16 protein-coding genes are annotated in these 18,248 nt (G+C 46.2%); 3 read left to right on the top strand and 13 right to left on the bottom strand.

Annotation, left to right across the window (positions count from 1 at the left end; genetic code table 11):
- Nucleotides 1–489: 489 nt before the first annotated feature.
- Both tnpA and AC1DYT_RS03785 read right to left on the bottom strand, forming a co-directional pair.
- On the bottom strand, nucleotides 490–951 hold the full coding sequence (tnpA, locus tag AC1DYT_RS03790) for an IS200/IS605 family transposase (RefSeq protein WP_477468317.1): 462 nt from the start codon (nucleotides 949–951) through the stop codon (nucleotides 490–492).
- A gap of 20 nt (nucleotides 952–971) precedes the next feature.
- Nucleotides 972–1,865: a DMT family transporter gene (locus tag AC1DYT_RS03785; protein ID WP_477468316.1), complete on the bottom strand. Its 894-nt coding sequence runs from the start codon at nucleotides 1,863–1,865 to the stop codon at nucleotides 972–974.
- Nucleotides 1,866–2,066: 201 nt separating this feature from the next.
- Between AC1DYT_RS03785 and AC1DYT_RS03780 the strand changes: the two genes are divergently transcribed.
- Both AC1DYT_RS03780 and asnS read left to right on the top strand, forming a co-directional pair.
- The gene (locus AC1DYT_RS03780) at nucleotides 2,067–2,549 is read left to right on the top strand and encodes a DUF6252 domain-containing protein (protein ID WP_477468315.1); all 483 of its coding nucleotides are present in this window, start codon (nucleotides 2,067–2,069) and stop codon (nucleotides 2,547–2,549) included.
- 154 nt (nucleotides 2,550–2,703) lie between these two features.
- The gene (gene asnS / locus AC1DYT_RS03775) at nucleotides 2,704–4,140 is read left to right on the top strand and encodes an asparagine--tRNA ligase (RefSeq protein WP_477468314.1); all 1,437 of its coding nucleotides are present in this window, start codon (nucleotides 2,704–2,706) and stop codon (nucleotides 4,138–4,140) included.
- A gap of 51 nt (nucleotides 4,141–4,191) precedes the next feature.
- On the opposite strand, the gene AC1DYT_RS03770 is transcribed toward asnS, so the two are convergent.
- The 7 genes from AC1DYT_RS03770 to creD form a co-directional block, all read right to left on the bottom strand.
- Nucleotides 4,192–5,202 (bottom strand): leucine-rich repeat domain-containing protein, encoded by a 1,011-nt coding sequence (locus AC1DYT_RS03770; protein WP_477468313.1) that lies wholly within the window; start codon nucleotides 5,200–5,202, stop codon nucleotides 4,192–4,194.
- Nucleotides 5,203–5,263: 61 nt separating this feature from the next.
- On the bottom strand, nucleotides 5,264–6,196 hold the full coding sequence (locus tag AC1DYT_RS03765; RefSeq protein WP_477468312.1) for a hypothetical protein: 933 nt from the start codon (nucleotides 6,194–6,196) through the stop codon (nucleotides 5,264–5,266).
- 90 nt (nucleotides 6,197–6,286) lie between these two features.
- Complete coding sequence (locus AC1DYT_RS03760) at nucleotides 6,287–7,471, bottom strand: M20 metallopeptidase family protein (RefSeq protein WP_477468311.1); 1,185 nt, start codon at nucleotides 7,469–7,471, stop codon at nucleotides 6,287–6,289.
- Nucleotides 7,464–7,937 (bottom strand): SPOR domain-containing protein, encoded by a 474-nt coding sequence (locus AC1DYT_RS03755; RefSeq protein WP_477468310.1) that lies wholly within the window; start codon nucleotides 7,935–7,937, stop codon nucleotides 7,464–7,466. Before AC1DYT_RS03755 ends, AC1DYT_RS03760 begins: the two co-directional genes overlap by 8 nt.
- Before the next feature lie 158 nt (nucleotides 7,938–8,095).
- On the bottom strand, nucleotides 8,096–11,404 hold the full coding sequence (gene secA / locus AC1DYT_RS03750; protein ID WP_477468309.1) for a preprotein translocase subunit SecA: 3,309 nt from the start codon (nucleotides 11,402–11,404) through the stop codon (nucleotides 8,096–8,098).
- 527 nt (nucleotides 11,405–11,931) lie between these two features.
- Nucleotides 11,932–12,669 carry a ferritin-like domain-containing protein gene (locus tag AC1DYT_RS03745; protein ID WP_477468308.1) on the bottom strand — a complete coding sequence of 246 codons (738 nt, stop codon included), beginning with the start codon at nucleotides 12,667–12,669 and terminating at the stop codon, nucleotides 11,932–11,934.
- 74 nt (nucleotides 12,670–12,743) lie between these two features.
- Entirely contained in the window at nucleotides 12,744–14,060 is a 1,317-nt protein-coding gene (gene creD / locus AC1DYT_RS03740; RefSeq protein WP_477468307.1) for a cell envelope integrity protein CreD, read from the bottom strand.
- Between the two features lie 174 nt (nucleotides 14,061–14,234).
- On the opposite strand from creD, the gene AC1DYT_RS03735 reads away from it, so the two are divergent.
- Entirely contained in the window at nucleotides 14,235–14,894 is a 660-nt protein-coding gene (locus tag AC1DYT_RS03735; RefSeq protein ID WP_477468306.1) for a hypothetical protein, read from the top strand.
- A gap of 5 nt (nucleotides 14,895–14,899) precedes the next feature.
- Here AC1DYT_RS03735 and AC1DYT_RS03730 read toward each other — a convergent pair whose 3' ends face one another.
- The 4 genes from AC1DYT_RS03730 to kbl are packed head-to-tail and all read right to left on the bottom strand — an operon-like array spanning nucleotide 14,900 to nucleotide 18,234.
- Nucleotides 14,900–15,481: a TetR/AcrR family transcriptional regulator gene (locus AC1DYT_RS03730; protein WP_477460547.1), complete on the bottom strand. Its 582-nt coding sequence runs from the start codon at nucleotides 15,479–15,481 to the stop codon at nucleotides 14,900–14,902.
- Between the two features lie 3 nt (nucleotides 15,482–15,484).
- Nucleotides 15,485–15,976: a Rieske (2Fe-2S) protein gene (locus tag AC1DYT_RS03725; RefSeq protein ID WP_477468305.1), complete on the bottom strand. Its 492-nt coding sequence runs from the start codon at nucleotides 15,974–15,976 to the stop codon at nucleotides 15,485–15,487.
- Nucleotides 15,973–17,010 carry a phenylalanine--tRNA ligase subunit alpha gene (pheS, locus tag AC1DYT_RS03720; RefSeq protein ID WP_477468304.1) on the bottom strand — a complete coding sequence of 346 codons (1,038 nt, stop codon included), beginning with the start codon at nucleotides 17,008–17,010 and terminating at the stop codon, nucleotides 15,973–15,975. The genes AC1DYT_RS03725 and pheS overlap by 4 nt, the downstream gene beginning before the upstream one ends.
- A gap of 33 nt (nucleotides 17,011–17,043) precedes the next feature.
- Nucleotides 17,044–18,234: a glycine C-acetyltransferase gene (gene kbl / locus AC1DYT_RS03715; RefSeq protein WP_477468303.1), complete on the bottom strand. Its 1,191-nt coding sequence runs from the start codon at nucleotides 18,232–18,234 to the stop codon at nucleotides 17,044–17,046.
- Nucleotides 18,235–18,248 lie beyond the last annotated feature (14 nt).

Raw genomic sequence — 18,248 nt, 5'->3', positions numbered from 1 at the left:
CCGTTTCGAAAATCTACAACAATTCAAATCGGAGATTTATAAAATGTTCCTATGGAACATGCCGACATATTAAATTCTTTTTTCTACCGATAAGATGTCCCGATGGGACATAAAAGAGCGCATACTTCATCTTGCGATAACATATCGCATGACTAACGTTCCGTACGACCCTCTTATACCGGGAGAGAAGTGAGCCATTTTAAAAAGCTACTGCAATACGAATCGAAGATTTATAAAATGTTCCTACGGAACATGCCGACCATCAAATTCTTTTTTCTACCGATAAAATGTCCCGATGGGACATGGGAAAGACGGATGCTTGTTTTACCCATGAAATGTTCCGATGGGACATGAAGATGCACGGATGCTTGTTTGGCAATAAAAAATCGAGTTCACGGCACTAACGTTCCATAGGAACGTTTTATCGGTAGAAAAAAAAGAATTATCCCCTACATGTTCCTACGGAACATTTTATGAATACCGCCCATGCTATTCCAATTCTTTAAAGATATATTGCTCCTCCCATTCCACTTCAAATTTGATTAGGAATTCGCGGTATTCTTCCAAAAAGGTTTTTTTCTGATGATGTTTTTGCTGATTCTGAATATATCTGATAACATCCGGCACCTGGCTTTTTGCGTAGGAAAACGCTCCGTATCCTTCCTGCCAGGCAAAATTACCTGCGCAAAACTTCTTTGCCTTTATCCACTTACTGCTTTCCGTTTTCACGTTTTGAATTAAAGACGAGACAGATTGGTGTGGTCGCATACCAATAAAAATATGGATATGATCGGGCATAGCGTTTATTTTAAGCATTTTGTGGTTATTCTCCTGAAAAATGCCTGTGATAAACATCATCAATTCGTCTTTCCATTCGTCTGCAATAAGCGCTGCCCGATATTTTACCGCGAAAACAAACTGGATATGGATTTGGGTATAACTGTTTGGCATAATTGACTGCTTGCCGCAATTTAATTATTTTCCGTGTTACCTATAACATGTTCCGACGGAACATTCATCACCTTCCCCTTCAAAAACGTAACCGCTATCCCCGCCAGCACAATCACGCTACCGATGATTTCCGTTACCGATAAATGCTCGTTCAATAAAAATGCCGCCAAAATACCTGCAAAAACGGTTTGGCTCAACAGCGCAATGGCCACCCTGGTAGATGGCAGATACCGTAACGAATAATTGATAGTGAGCCAGCCGGTAAGCTGGCAAATGATGCCCATACCGATAAAGCAGAGCCAAACGTTCAATGAGAAATCCATCATGTTATCGCCCGTAAATACGCTTACGCCAAACAGAAAGACTGCCGCGCCCAGCATGCTGTAGAACATAAAGGTAAATACATCTATACCCGCCATCACGTTTTTGGTGATAAGTATATAGCTGGCGTATAAAAAACTGGCGAGCAATGCCAACAAGATGCCGGCATTAAACTCCAGGTGCAGTATGTGCTGATAGCCTACCAGCACCACCATACCTACAATAGCAATGAAAGTGCCTATCCAAAACAATTTACCCGATTTTGCCCTGAACAGCAGGTAGCCGATGAGTCCAACCCATACCGGGGCAAGGTTGGCCAGCAGCGTTGATACGGTTGCGCTGATCTTTAACAACGACACGTTCCAAACCGCCACATCCGATGCGAACACCATCCCCGCAGCTATAGAGATGAGCAATTGCTTATGGCTAATCTTTAGCTTATTTTTGATGATGCAATAGGGCAGCAGGCAGGCCCAGGCAATAGCTACCCTGTAAAAGGCAGCGCCAAGCGGCGATACGCCCGCCAGCTTTACGAAGATGGGCGAAAAGGATATGCACAATATGCCTATGATTAGGCTCAGCCTGGGATTCATGCGGCAAAACTACGCATTGCCTCTGTTAGACCGCATAACATCGGAGATTAATTGACTTATGGCAATACACCGATGAAACTATTGGCGAAATGCCCGCCCGGCGAGTAGTTGATTTTAAGTTAACACAATCATAACATAAGCGGGGTTGTTTTGCTGTTGCGTTACCCCTTAATGGCTCGTAATAACATAAAAACAACAGCTATGAAAAAACTTACACTACTTGCCTTAATCGTTTTATGCTTATTTACCGCCGCATGCTCTAAACGGAATTGCTGCGTGCCACCTGTTATAGCACCTTACATCGGCGCGGATAAGAACGCCGTAAAATGGACCGGTGAGGCCACCGCCGAAAAACAGGGGACGGATACTTTATTGATCGTTGGCTCTAAAACCGAAGAGCGCCTTATCATGCGCTTAAAGTTCACCGGAAAAGGCACGTACGCGTTCCAGAACACGCAGGCTTTTTATTTTACCACCATCGGCGGTGATGTTTTCACAAGCCGGTATATCGTTGACGAAACTGCAGCAAACACACTAACCGTTACCGACTATAACGAAACAAGCAGACTGGTTAGCGGTACCTACAGCCTTACGCTTAAAAGAGATTACTCCAACCCTACATCCGCTTACCCGCAAACTTTAAAGTTCGCCAATGGCATGTTCCATATTTATCTGCCTAAATAAGTTTTCGTTGTTGGCGATTTCCATTCTGCCTTATTCTTAAATTCCTTAAAACGGCGAAGCCCTCTTGAGCGCCAAAAAAAAAGATTACATGCGAAAAATTCGAGTTCAGACAAAGATCAAATAATCGTATTTTTGCCGCTCAAAATATTTCTATATGAGCCAGCGGATAAAGATTAAGGCACTACTGCAAAGCGGGGAAACCGGCACGGATGTAACGGTAAAAGGATGGGTACGGGCGTTCCGTCAAAATCGCTTTATTGCTTTGAACGATGGCTCTACCAATAACAACCTACAAATCGTAGTCGATTTTGAGAACACCGACCCTGCATTGCTTAAACGCATCACTTTTGGCGCAGCGGTGAACATTACCGGCAAGCTTGCACCATCTTTAGGGCAGGGGCAATCGGTGGAAGTTATTGCCAGCGAGATAGAGATACTTGGCGATTGCAACCCGGATGAATTCCCATTGCAACCCAAAAAACAGACACTGGAGTTTCTACGCGAGAACGCCCACCTGCGTTTCCGCACCAATACATTCGGTGCGATATTCCGTGTCAGGAACACGCTTTCGTTTGCCGTGCACCAGTTTTTCCAGGAGAAAGGCTTTGTGTATTTGCATACGCCGGTTATTACGCAATCTGATGCCGAAGGCGCGGGCGAGGCTTTCCACGTTACCAATTTCGACCTGAACAACGTACCGCGCACCGATACCGGTGAGGTAGATTATAAACAGGATTTCTTCGGAAAATCTACCAACTTAACCGTTTCCGGTCAGCTGGAAGGCGAGCTGGGTGCCATGGCTTTGAGCGACATCTATACTTTCGGGCCAACCTTCCGTGCGGAAAATTCTAACACTACCCGCCACTTAGCGGAGTTTTGGATGATAGAGCCGGAGATGGCTTTCTATGATATCCACGATAACGCCAACCTGGCCGAGGAGCTGCTGAAATACGTGATCAGCTACGCTTTGGATAAAAACAAGGAGGACCTGGAGTTTTTAACCCAGCGTTTGTTGGAAGAAGAGAAGCAAAAACCACAGAACGAACGTTCGGAACTGTCGTTACTGGATAAGCTCCAATTTTGCCTGAACAACGATTTTGAACGGTTGACTTATACCGAAGCCATCGAGATACTGCGCGAATCGACCCCAAACAAGAAGAAGAAATTCGTTTATCCTGTTGAGGGCTGGGGCACCGACCTTCAATCGGAACACGAGCGTTACCTGGTGGAGAAACACTTTAAAAAACCGGTAATCCTAACCGATTACCCTAAAGAAATAAAATCATTCTACATGCGCCAGAACGAGGATGGCAAAACCGTTGCCGCTATGGACATCCTGTTCCCGGGCATCGGCGAAATCATCGGCGGCTCGCAACGCGAAGAACGTTTGGATAAACTTACCACCCGTATGGACGAGCTGGGCATCCCTAAAGATGAGCTTTGGTGGTACCTGGATACCCGCCGCTTCGGTTCCTGCCCGCACGCAGGCTTCGGCCTGGGCTTCGAGCGTTTGGTGCTCTTTGTAACCGGTATGGGGAATATTAGGGACGTGATCCCTTTCCCAAGGTTCCCGAAGAACGCGGAATTTTAATATTTGGGATTACACCGATTTTTAGATGATTTCACCGATTTGAGAAGGCGATTACCAATTATGAAAAAAATCCCTAATTGGTTTATCGCCTTTTATCATTTTACCTCTGATATTGACATCACCAGCCAGGCTAACTTTTAAAAAATTTTCCACCTCGGTTTTGGGATAGGAATCTCCGAGCGCAATTGCTTTTAAATTTCTTAAACCAGTTAGTGATTGATCTTTAGGTCGGCAGTTATATCCAGTAAAAATTTCAAGCGATTTGCAGTATTGAAGTGGATCGTATGTATCTAAATTCTTGACACCTTCTAACGTCAAATATTTTAAACCGGATAGGAATTGGGCGAAGTTTAGTTGCGTGATATGTGTTAAGTTGTCTAACATTAACGCTTCCAAACCTTGGCAGTTCGCCAAAACCTGGCTTGTAACTTCATCATCAAAGCCCCTAACCTGATGAATATGCATCCTGTTTAGTTTTGGCAACTTAGTTAATCCATCAAAACTACTATAGCTGCCAAGGGAAAGGTTTACTGTTTTTAATTGCGTGAGCGTTTTTAAAAAATTAAGGTTATCGGTTTTTACCTCACTGAGATTTACTTTAACCAAACGCTTGAGGTTACTAACCGATTCAATATCTTTTGATATCGATGTAAATAGAACTTCTAAATTTTCAAGAGGTTCTATTATCTTAAGGGAGACTTTGGAACGTACATTTTTTGAGATTGCAAGTGTTCTTAAATTTGGCAAACTACTTATGGCATTCAGACTCTCGGTATGCCAAAGGTCGACAGACAAGCGTTCCACTCCTTTAATCATGTCCCAGGGAATAAGTTCTTCCGAATAATCACCGTAGAATCTAAGTTCTATGTCGGGCATCGCCTTGATGGCCGATGCAACTACCTCAAGCATGGCTTTTTGTGGTGGTGTTTTAAATTGAATCCTGTATATTCTTTTTAAATACGTTTCGTCTTCAAGGTTATGTATAGTGGCAACTTCGGAGCGTCCACTGATTAAAAATTGGACGCCCTGCCCGATATCACACAGAATATTACGATCTCCCATTCAATAAATGTAAGAAATTAGTCTTATCGGTGAAATCATCTTAATCAGTGAAATCGGTGCCCTACTCCTTCTTATAATCCTTATGCAAAATCAAAAAACTCGCCCGTTCTTCTTTGTGGAGGGGGATATCCCAGTTGCCCTGGTAGGTTATTTTAGTGGGGAGCAGCACACCATCGAAGTAGTTGAGTTCGATATTCATCTGCACATCAAAATCGAAGAACATGTTGCTGTATTTCATATCGATATAGCGGCCTAGTATCTGGAAGGTGCGCTCATCGAATATGGTGGTCATCTCCTGTATCATCACGTCATCGGCTGTACTGCTCGGCTTACGGATAACCTTAAAACGGTAAACGGGAATGGTGTCTAAATACTTGCCGCGGGCAAATTCGTAGCGGTAAAATTGCTTCAAATCATCTCCAAAAATCTCTGTTTTGCTGCTGATGAACGGGATGCCGCTTATCTTGCGGCCCGGCGTAAAAATAAGGGCCTTCAGCTTTGCTTTATAGCCGGCATTCTTGCCTTTAGGTTCTCCGGGTACGGGCGCGCTTCTGGCAAAATCGGCATTGTAGGCGTTCATGAAGATATAATCGAACATCTCAACCGTATAAAGTTGGTACTTGCCGTCCTTCTTGACCACGTTGCCGCTATCGGTTTTGGCCAGATAGCTTACCTTTGGGGTACCGGCAACATTGCTGTGCTGTATCTTCCGGTAGATCTTACCATTAACCTTGTTCTTTTTATCGTAAGTAAAAATGCGGTTCTCGGCTGTAAAGCCATAGCCTTTCATGTTGCGGAAAGCCAGGTAGAAACTGGTGTCCTGCAGTACGGCATCTATAAAATCCTGCGCCCGCAAACGGTGCGAACGTATATTAACCGCCGAATCGATGACTATGGTACGCAACGTATCGGGATTGTAACGGTCTATTTGCTGGGCTTTTAGGCTGAAAGCGGAAAGGAGAAAGCAGCAAGCGAGGAACAAGTGTTTATTCATAGATGATAGTTCATGGTTCATAGACGAAAGTTATACAGTAGATATTACTGCTGCTGCCATGATCTATGAACCATCAACCATGAACCAAACTTAATTCCCCAATTGCTTCACCGCCAGATAGGCCATCAAACCGGTGCTAATCTTAAAGGCATCTTCCTCTACATCGAAGGTTGGGGTATGTACCGATGAGGTGATGCCGCGGGCCTCGTTACGGGTGCCTAAGCGGTAAAAGCAGGCATCAGCTGCTTGCGAATAGTAGGCAAAATCTTCGGCGGCCATCCATATATCCAGATCCAGCACGTTCTCTTTGCCCAGGTAATCTTCGGCATGGCCGCGGGTTGCGGCGGTAAGCACTTCCTCATTAATGAGGAAAGGGTAGCCGCGCATAATATTGAACTCGCAGCTGCCGCCCATGCTTTCGGCAATGCCTTCGGCCATTTTTTTAATTTTGATATGGGCCTCGCTCCGCCATTTCTCGTCCATGGTGCGGAAGGTGCCTTCCAGGTAAACCTCGTTAGGGATAACGTTGGTAGCGCCATTGGCAATCACCTTGCCGAACGACAATACCGAAGGGCTCTTAGGATCGGCAGAACGGCTCACGATGGTTTGCAGGGCCGTTAATATATGTGCGGTGATAATTACCGGGTCCACATTCTGTTGCGGCTGCGCGCCGTGGCCGCCTTTGCCGCGTACGGTAACGTATAGTTCATCCGTTGAGGCCATGTACTTGCCCGCACGGAAGCCCACCTTGCCGGCATCAATCAGCGGCATTACGTGCTGGCCCAATACGGCCTGAGGTTTGGGGTTTTCCAATACGCCTTCTTTGATCATCAGGCTGGCACCGCCCGGCAGTTTTTCTTCCGCCGGCTGAAAAATCAATTTTATAGTCCCGCCGAACTCGCTTTTCAATTCCGTCAATATCTTGGCCGTGCCCAGTAACGACGAGGTATGCGCATCGTGACCGCAGGCGTGCATTACGCCCGGGTTTTGCGATTTGTAGGGTACATCGTTCGCTTCCAGTATCGGCAGGGCATCCATATCGGCACGGAGGGCCACTACCCTATCAGATGGTAAATCCCCTTTTATCAAAGCAACCAGGCCGGTATCGGCCATTTTGTGGTATTCGAGGCCCAGCTCCTCTAACTTGTTAGCCACGAAAACAGATGTCTCTACCTCGTGAAACGAAAGCTCGGGGTGCGAATGCAGATGACGACGGGTAGCTACCACATCTTCAAAAATAGTTGCCGATAGTTGCTGTATCTTTTCCTTAATCATTATTGGTAACGGTTTTAGGGGGGATGATTTTTTCTGAGACGATGAACATGGCCTGGAATACCGATTGCAGCGCGGCTTTCATTTTTTCGGCTTCGAGCCGCGTGCGGAAATCGCCCACCTTTACTTTAAAGTAGGGTTCATGGTAAGTCATGTACGAGCGTATTTCGGGATACTCGTTATTGAATTTAGCCTGGGCAGCATAGGCCGCATTACGGCTGGTGCCGCTATATACCTGCAACCTATAGCCGTAATTTGAAGTGTATGCACCACCGGCATTAACGCTGCCACCATTCCTGTTGAGCATGGCGCGTTTTGCCAGCAGGGTATCGAACAAGGCAGGGCGTACCACCACTACCTTGCCTTTTGTTTGCGCAGATGCGCTTGCCGACAAAAGCAGCAAAACGAAAAAAGAGCAGCATTTGATGAGGCTTAACATAGCTTTACGATCAAATATTGCTCTTTTCATGGGGGTATTTGTTTTATCCATTAACCGTAGTTGCGAGGAACGAAGCAATCTCTAAGCTATGCATAGCGGATATGCTTATCGGGAGATTGCTTCGTTCCTCGCAATGACGGGTCTTTTTTTTAAGCCCTCCCCTTCAGGGGAGGGTTTGGGTGGGGCTCTTAATTCATCCCTACGCCGTGGCAGTTTTTATATTTCTTCCCGCTTCCGCATGGGCAAGGGTCGTTCCTGCCTATTTTTTGTTCCACCTTTACGGGTGTTGCTTTTTGTATCTCGCGGGTATCTTCCATCGGCATGCCGTTAGCTTCGCTGATCAGTTCCGGTTTAGAGGTACGCATCTTCTTCAGATCCAGCTTAGGCTCCGGCTTTGCTTCGCGTACCTGCTCCGGCTCCTGCTGTACAGCAATACCACCACGGAACAGGAAGCTCACCAACTCTTTGTTCACGTTCGAAAGCATCGCACGGAACAGTTCGAAGGCCTCGAACTTGTAAACCAACAATGGGTCCTTTTGTTCGTAAACGGCGTTCTGTACCGATTGCTTCAACTCGTCCATCTCGCGCAGGTGCTCTTTCCAGGCATCATCTATCAGGTAAAGGGTAACGTTCTTTTCGAAAGACTTGAACACCTCTGCACCTTTGTTCTCGATCGCTTTTTTCAACGGAACGGCAACCTGCAGACCATGCACACCATCGGTAAACGGCACTACTATGTTTTCTACATACTGGCCCCGGGTATCATAAACGTCTTTCAATACCGGGTAAGCCTGTTGCGCAACCTGTTCAGATTTACGCTTGTAAAACTCTATCACCTGGGCAAAGGTTTTATCAACCAGGTTATTTAATGATGTAGCCACAAACTCATCCTGCGTGGTATCGATATCTACCGAGAACAAACGGATAACTTCCAGCCTAAAGCCTTCGTAGTTGTTGGCTTCTTTATATTCGGTAACTACATCTTCCATAACATCGAAGACGGTGTTATTCAAATCCACTTCCAGGCGCTCGCCAAACAAAGCGTTCTTACGTTTGGCGTAGATAACGGTACGCTGCGAGTTCATCACATCGTCATACTCCAACAATCGTTTACGTATGCCAAAGTTGTTTTCTTCTACCTTTTTCTGTGCACGCTCGATAGATTTGGAAATCATAGAGTGCTGTATCACTTCGCCTTCTTCTATACCCATACGCACCATCAGGTTTGAGATACGCTCCGAGCCGAATAAACGCATCAGGTTATCTTCCAACGATACGAAGAACTGAGAAGAACCCGGGTCGCCCTGCCTACCGGCGCGACCACGCAACTGCCTGTCAACACGGCGACTCTCATGGCGCTCGGTACCTACAATGGCCAAACCGCCAGATGCCTGCACGCCTGCACCTAATTTTATATCCGTACCACGGCCGGCCATGTTGGTTGCAATGGTAACGGTGCCTGCCTGCCCTGCTTCGGCCACAATATCGGCTTCCTTCTGGTGCATTTTGGCATTCAGTACGTTATGTTTTATGCCGCGCAGCTTAAGCATACGGCTCAATAATTCTGATATTTCTACCGATGTGGTACCTACCAGTACCGGGCGACCGGCTTGGGTTAGTTTTACAATTTCATCGGCAACGGCGTTATATTTTTCGCGGATGGTACGGTAAACCAAATCCTGCATATCTGCACGGCTGGTTGGCGTATTGGTTGGTATCTCTACCACATCCAACTTGTATATCTGCCAAAATTCGCCCGCTTCGGTAACGGCGGTACCCGTCATGCCGCAAAGCTTGTGGTACATCCTGAAGTAGTTTTGCAGGGTAATGGTGGCAAAGGTTTGGGTAGCATCTTCTACCTTTACGTTTTCCTTAGCCTCAATAGCCTGGTGCAGGCCATCGCTGTAGCGGCGACCATCAAGCACACGACCGGTTTGCTCATCAACTATTTTTACCTTGCCTTCGTCCAGGATGTATTCGGTATCTTTTTCGAACAAGGTGTAAGCCTTCAACAATTGGTTTACCGAGTGGATACGCTCAGATTTGATAGAGAAATCGCGCATCAACTCGTCCTTGCGGGCAATTTTATCTTCGGCGGGCAGGTCGGATTTTTCAATACGTGCAATTTCAGAACCTACATCCGGCATCACGAAGAAGCCCGGGTCTTCGCCCGATGCAGTAATCAGTTCGATACCTTTTTCAGAAAGCTCTACCGAGTTGTTCTTCTCGTCGATGATGAAGAACAGTTCAGCATCAACCTTAGGCATATCCTTGCCCTGGTCCTGCATGTAGTGGTTCTCTGTTTTAAGCAATACGGTTTTGTTGCCGCCTTCGCTCAGGAATTTTATCAGTGCTTTGCTCTTTGGCAGGGCGCGGTGCGCGCGCAATAAGGCTAAGCCGCCATCGTCAACGCCGGTTTTGCCTTCGTTGATGGCTTTCTTGGCCTCATTCAATACGCTATTTACATACGCTTTCTGCGCGTTTACCAAACGCTCTATGCGTGGTTTCAGTTCGTAAAACTCATGCTCGTCGCCACGTGGGATAGGGCCCGATATGATGAGCGGTGTACGCGCATCATCAATTAATACCGAATCCACCTCATCCACCATGGCGTAGTGCAGCTTGCGTTGTACCAACTCTTCGGGGCTGCGTGTCATATTGTCACGCAGGTAATCGAAACCAAACTCGTTATTCGTGCCAAAAGTGATATCGGCAAGGTAAGCCTTGCGGCGTTCTTCCGAATTTGGCTCATGTTTATCTATACAATCTACCGATAGGCCGTGGAACTCGTATAACGGGCCCATCCACTCGCTATCGCGGCGTGCCAGGTAATCGTTCACGGTTACAATGTGTACGCCTTGGCCAGCCAGTGCGTTTAGGTAGGCAGGCAGCGTGGCTACCAGCGTTTTACCTTCACCTGTTGCCATCTCGGATATTTTACCCTGGTGCAATACTATACCGCCTATCAGCTGTACATCGTAGTGTACCATGTTCCAGGTAACGGGGTTACCGGCAGCAAGCCAGGTGCTGCTGTGGGTAGCTTTATCGCCTTTTATAACTACGTTGCCCTTTTTGGCAGCAAGTTCACGGTCGAAAGCGGTTGCGGTAACCTCTATGCTTGGGTTCTCTGCTAAGCGTTTCGCGGTTTCTTTAACTACTGCGAACGCCGTAGGGAGAATATTGATCAGGATATCTTCCAGCTCTTTATTGCGGTCTTTTTCCAGCTTATCCAGCTGAGTATAAAGCTCAACCTTTTCGCTTACTTCCATATCCAGCTCGGTTTCGGTACGGGCTTTAATGGCCTGTATCTCGCTATCAATGCCGGAGAGCCCTGCGGCTATGGTTTCCTTGAATTCTATGGTTTTAGCCCTAAGCTCATCATTGCTCAGCCCGCCCAATTTGGCAAATTCAGCCTTAATTTTTTCAACTATAGGCTGTATGCTTTTTACATCCCGTTCTGATTTGCTTCCGAAAAGCTTACTAAAAAAGTCTAACATGTTATTATATTATGGTACTACGGCAAACTCAACAATTGCGCCATAGTAATTATAAAGTCAAATTGACAGGCAAAGGTAAGGAAAAAATGGATGTGCAGGTGTGCGGATGTGCAGATATGCAGATGAAAAGGCGGATGTGTCCCGAATTTTCGGGATGCAGATTTCAGATGTGCAGATAGATCAGGGGCTATTTTGGCACGCAAAGACGCGAAGGCGCAAAGGCTAATAGGCTAAAATGCCCTTGAATTAATTGTACATACGGATATACGCGCATTTATTACGGGCATAGGATGACCGGCAGCAGATTTATTGGCACCTGCTTTTATGCAAAGGCCACAAGCCGTTATAAAAAGATGCTGAGCAGCTTATCGATATAAACCTCAATAGTGATGTCTTCCATCTCGAATTGCTCCTCTATCTGTTCCGAAAATTCAGTTAGTTCTTCGCTCATGGTATTGTGTTTTACTATGCAAACATAGTAAAATTTGAACCGAAAACCAAAACGGTATTTTGATTTTATTTTTTACTTACTCCCACGATACCTCTTTTTGTTGCTTTTCGGTTATCATTTTAATGGTTTTCCTATACTTAAAAATCATTTTCCGGGTAAATGAATTGAACGTGTTGCCGCCGGCTTTAAATAAGGTACGGTGCGCAACCCATACCATGCAGGAGGTTAAAAAGAAGAACGCCTTATACACCATGTTGCGCCAGGCTTTGGAGTATTCGGGTTTGCTTTCATAAATTGTTGCAAGCCGTTCGGTTTGGAAGGTGATGTGATAGGCCTCGTCTATTAATATATCGGTGCATATCGCCTGTAACAGTTCGCAGTCCGTAGCATCTTTTAGTGCCTGGTAAAAAATCTGCGCCGTGCTTTCCACTACAATAACAGCCAGTGTCCATATTTCCATATTAGTGTTGTAATACCGCACTTTTCTGAACAGCGTATCGCCCCAATCCTTTCTGATACGCGTTTTCCCGATGCCATCGATATACCGGCCCAGGTTGTTACCGTGCTTTTGCTCTTCCTTTATAAAAAGCTTTACAGCCTCCACGTAATTCGGGTCGCCTATTTTGTTGGCGTATTTGTTTGAAGCCGCAATTAAATGCTTACCCTCCGATGTTTCTCCTAATTGCCAGGCCTGCAGCGATGGCAATATAATCTTAACCTCCTCGGTGGTCAGCGAGGGGAATAACTTCCAGTCTACGCGTTGCTCCAGGGCGTTTGTCTTGAAATGTGCTATCCAATAACTACTTGTACGCATGTTGGTTTGGTTTAAATCACCCGCATGCTGGTGCATGCGGGTGAAGGGTTAGGTAATAAGGTTTAGGTAAATATTTAATGGTTATCCCAGTTTATCTTCCGGGAGAAATACATCAATGCTGCTACGATGAAGAACAAGGCTATAGCGCCTACCAGCAGTGCGTAACTTTCTAATTGTATAATGATGAAAATAAAGCTGTAGAAAATACTGAGGATAAACGCGAACATCGCTGCGGCAGCTTTATTGTGCAGAAGCGAGGCCGTGAAGAAAGCGATAAGCCCGATAGTAGCCAGGGATGAAATAAGGTAAGCATAGTTATAACCAATTTTCTCTGCAAGTGATAGCAGCAATATGTAGTATACAATCATTGCCGCCCCTATCAGCGTGTAGTTGAACAGATGTATTGGTTGCTTGCGTATCAGCTCTGTTAAAAACAGGGACACGAAGGTAAGAATGATGATGAGTGTAGCATATCTGTTAGTCCGGGTTACTTTTCGGTACTCATCTACCGGCGGTTGCAGCCGAACGCCGAAAGTAGCTTCAGCAATTGTTTTCGGGTTGTTCAGGATGGTATTGTCGTTAAGCCATTGCTGCGGAAAGGGCCTGTTGTAATATAACCTATGCCATTTTGCGCCCGAGCCGATTGAAGTACTGTCGCGTGTATCGGGCAGGTAACGGCCGTTGTATTGCGGGGTTGGCCAGTCGCTTTTGAACTGTACATCGGTGGTTTTGCCCAGGTGAAGGAAATTAATATCATTGCTACCTTTTAAGTCGAGGTTGTAACTGAAGGCGATGCTACTGCTGACAGGCAAGGAGAAGCCCACCTGCAGCGACTGCTCAAAGGGGCGTATGTCGCCTGATGTAGATTCAGGCGTGTAATTTTGCCCTTGTATCTTTACCACCGGGTTGTTTAAAAGCCCCTTGATATCGGATATACCGAATAGCAATCTTGCCTTATCATACATCACCTGCCCGGCATCTATACCCAATTTAGCCAGATTGGGCTGGGTAAAATTGCCTTTTACTTCAATAGCCGAGCTATACACCGTTACATCGAAAACTCCCTGATTAAATGGTTGCGTTTTAAGCTTTGCATCTATGTACAAATCGTTCGGCAACAGGTAAATGTACCCTATCGCGTTGGTTGCGGCTCCGAGCACCTTGTTGTAAGGGATAACCAATAGCGGCCCCTGTACCAATTGGCTGCCCGACCAGCTATCTGAAACCGCGCTTAGCATTTTAGTTTGAATATCCTGTCGCTCGTCTACCAGGTTTTGTATCCACGATGATGGGATAAGCAGCGCCAGGATAATTAAGGTGATTACCGTTAATTTGATTAGGATGGAACTTTCGTGCCATTTTTTTGGTGGAGGTTGCAGGTGGTCTATCATATGTTTTTAATTTAAAAGTTCTTTGCAATTCAAAGTAATTATTTAAAAAATAATCGCCGAGGTATTGTGGCGACTTAATAGGTCATTTATTAAAGCACTTTGAATAGCAAAGTAAATGAATTGATTTTACTCTACCAAATTATTTTCACTTAAATTGTCATCGAATAAAGAAGTATGGACACGGCACCAATAATTATAGAAAAATTAGTAGCTTTTAAAAACCTGCATAAATTCAGCGATACCGCATGGGAAGAACGTGGACTTATCCCCTCTTCGCGAGAACTTAGTGATGACTTGAATGATAACTTCAATGCAATTGTCGACAATTTGATCTCCGCAATCCAAAAAGGAAAGCGAGGCAAACAACTATCGCCAGTATTAAAAACGGGGCTTAAAAACTTCAGCAAAGCAGACTACGATACCGAGGAGAGAGAGTTTATTTGCGATGTATTTTTACGCTTGGCCCGCATAATTGAAATTGACTTTGCCAGTGATTTAAATAGCTGGTTATATGGCAGTATTTTCAGCGCAATAAGTAAGATAAGCAAACTACTAAACCCGGAAAGAGTATTAGCAACCATTAGCCAGCCTTGCACAAAATGCGACACTGAGCTGGAAACATTTATCACCGAAAAAAAGTCGGGTATTCCGGAATCAACATGGTTCATCGTCAGGTGCAACAACTGCTCCGAATTGAATATATTGAGCACAGGGACGGATATAAAGCGGTTGAAATTCGGCAACTATGAATGGGTAGAAAGTTTATTCATGAGCGAATATTCCGAAGAACAGGCTTTAGATAGACTAGAACAGCTAAAGATGCAAAAGCGATAACGATACTAAACCAATATCGCTGCCTTCACCAGATAAGGCAATATCTCTTTTTGGAAAGATACGAAGTTCTTGCGCACGTCGCTATCGCTTACCGATGTAAAGGCAAAGCTGAATACGATGCTTTTGCTGCATTTGATCAGAAAGCGCAGGCGCTGCGGGTAGGTTTCGTGCTTGCGGATGCCGGCCAGTTGGGTAAAGCTCATTACCAACAGGTCTTCCAGTTCGTTGCTCAGGTTCTTTAAAAAATCCTGCGAGTTGGTACTCTCGCGGATAAAATCCCAACCGATAAATTCGTTGCAAACGGTGTAAGAGAGGCGGCAGGTTTTCATGATGAGGTTATTGAGGTGGGCCTCCTCATCCATTTCGGGGATGTTGGTGTTAATCAGCTCGTCAACACTCAGCTTAATGTAATCCATCAGCAGCACGTGCAAAATGGCTTCCTTGCTCTCAAAGTACTTATAAATGGTAGCCTTGGCAATTTTGGCCCGCTTGGCAATTTCGTTTACGCTGGTTTTATGGTAACCGAATTTGCGGAACAGATCCTGCGCTGCCCGCTTAATACTATCTTTTATTTTATCGGCCTCCATGTATCAGTTTGATACAAATATCTCAAAATTACTCACATTTACGCTATAAGCCCGTAGCGATTTTGTAGCCGGTGCCTTCACCGGGCTCCCATCCGAAAGAGAGAACTTGGCGCCGCTGCAAGGGTCGGTAGCGGTAAAGCCGGTATTATCGGGACTAATGGCGCAAAGTTTTTCGGGCTGGTAGCTGCTGCAGCGGTCGTAGCAGCTGTAGGTGCCGTCGGCCTGGCGGTATAGCAGCAGGCCGGCAACGCCATAGCCGGATATTACGACTGAGCCGCCTGCACTGTTCAAAGCTGCCAGGCGCGGGTCGGTTTTTGATGCGCGGAAATTTACCGGCACGCTGGGGATCACATTTTCTTGCTTGCCGCAACCCATCAATACCAACAGGGCAAATAATATTAATGGTGAATAGTGAGCAGTTAAGCGGTGAATGGTTTTTATCGACCAGGCAAACCATCCTCTACTCACCATTCTCCACTCACTATTATTCATCATATCAGTTCTGTTTGGAATTGCTTCAAGAAACGAACATCGTTCTCAGAGAATAAACGCAGATCCTTTATCACATATTTTAGGTTGGCAATCCTTTCCATCCCCATCCCAAATGCAAAGCCTGTGTATTTTTTGCTATCGATGCCGCAGTTCTCCAAAACGTTAGGATCTACCATGCCGCAACCCAATATCTCTACCCAGCCACTGTACTTGCACATGTTGCAACCACTGCCGCCACAAATGGTACACGAGATATCCATCTCTGCCGATGGCTCGGTGAACGGGAAGTATGACGGGCGGAAACGCACCTTGGTACCTTCGCCGTAAAGCTCCTGCACGAAGTGGTAAAGCGTCTGCTTCAGATCTGAGAAGGAAACGTTTTCATCCACATAAAGCCCCTCTATCTGGTGGAAGAAGCAATGCGCACGGGCCGAAATAGCTTCGTTGCGATAAACACGACCGGGCATAATGGCGCGGAACGGTGGTTTGCCGTTCTCCATCATACGCACCTGTACCGATGAGGTATGTGTGCGCAGGGCGATATCGCCTTTCTCCTGGTCGCCTTTACGAATAAAGAAAGTATCCTGCATATCGCGGGCCGGGTGTTCCTCAGGGAAGTTGAGGGCCGAGAAGTTATGCCAGTCGTCTTCTATCTCCGGGCCTTCAGCCACTACGAAGCCCAGGCGTTTGAAGATATCGATGATCTCGGTACGCACCAGCGAAAGCGGGTGGCGCGAGCCTATTTCCAGCCCATCGCCGGGCAATGTCAGGTCGACTTCGGATTTCGTATCTACCGTTGCAGAGCCAAGCGATTCTTTTATTTCTTCGTAACGTGCTTCGGTTAGCTGCTTAAACTGATTAAGCACTTTGCCAAAAGTTCGTTTCTCGTCGGCACTAACGGTCTTGAACTGCTCGAAAAGGTCCTTGATGATGCCTTTGGTACCTAAGAATTTAATACGGAAAGCTTCCAGTTCATCGGCCTTAGCAGCCGTGAACGCTTTTATTTCGCTGGTGTACTGATCTATTTTTGATTGCATTATAAAATATTCGGACTACAAATATAACAGGTATTATTTTATCACCGCTAATTCCTTACCCACCTTGGTAAAGGCAGCGATAGCTCTATCCAAATGTTCCCTGTCGTGCGCGGCAGAAATCTGCACGCGTATGCGGGCCTTGCCTTGCGGTACAACAGGATAATAGAAACCGATTACGTAGATGCCTTCTTCCAGCATGTTAGCGGCAAACTCCTGGGCAAGCTTGGCATCGTAAAGCATTACGGGCACTATTGGGTGCACGCCGGGTTTTATATCGAAGCCCGCAGCGGTCATCTGCTCACGGAAGTATTGGGTGTTGGTTTCCAGTTTATCGCGCAAGTCGGTGGTTTCGCTCAGCATATCCAATACGGCTATAGAAGCGCCTGTGATAGCCGGTGCCAGCGTATTGCTGAATAGGTATGGGCGCGAGCGCTGGCGCAGCATATCGATAATTTCTTTCCTACCGGAAGTAAAACCGCCCGATGCGCCGCCAAGAGCTTTGCCCAGGGTACCAGTAATGATATCTATCTTGCCCATTACGTTATGGTGCTCGTGCGTACCGCGGCCGGTTTTGCCCATAAAGCCGCTGCAATGGCTCTCATCTATCATCACCAGAGCATTGTACTGCTCGGCCAGTGCGCAAATTTTATCCAGCTGGGCGATGGTACCATCCATAGAGAATGCCCCATCGGTTACGATGATGCGGTGGCGAAGACTTTGGGTAGCTTTCAGCTTCTCTTCCAAATCGGCCATGTCATCGTGTTTGTAACGCTGGCGCTGGGCCTTGCACAGGCGCACACCATCAATAATAGAGGCGTGGTTCAGCTCATCGGATATGATGGCATCCTGATCGTTGAACAAGGGTTCGAACACCCCGCCGTTGGCATCGAAAGCCGCAGCGTAAAGGATAGTATCTTCGGTGCCCAAAAACTCCGATATCTTTTTTTCCAGTTCTTTATGTATATCCTGTGTGCCGCATATAAACCTTACCGATGATAAACCGTAGCCATGCGTATCCATAGTCGCCTTCGCGGCATCTATAACACGCTGGTTGCCCGATAGCCCAAGGTAGTTGTTGGCGCAAAAGTTGATCACTTCCTGGCCGCCTTGCACCGTAATATCCGCACCCTGTGGCGAGGTGATGATCCTTTCCCTTTTATATAATCCGGCTGCTTCAATATCAGCAAGTTCCTGCTGCAATACCGGCTGCAATGTTGTGTACATAAAATAGCTGTTTA

The sequence above is a fragment of the Mucilaginibacter sp. P1_D10 genome (assembly GCF_056406215.1).
The sequence above is the reverse complement of the archived record's forward strand: the minus strand, read 5'-3'. Positions and strand labels throughout refer to the sequence as shown.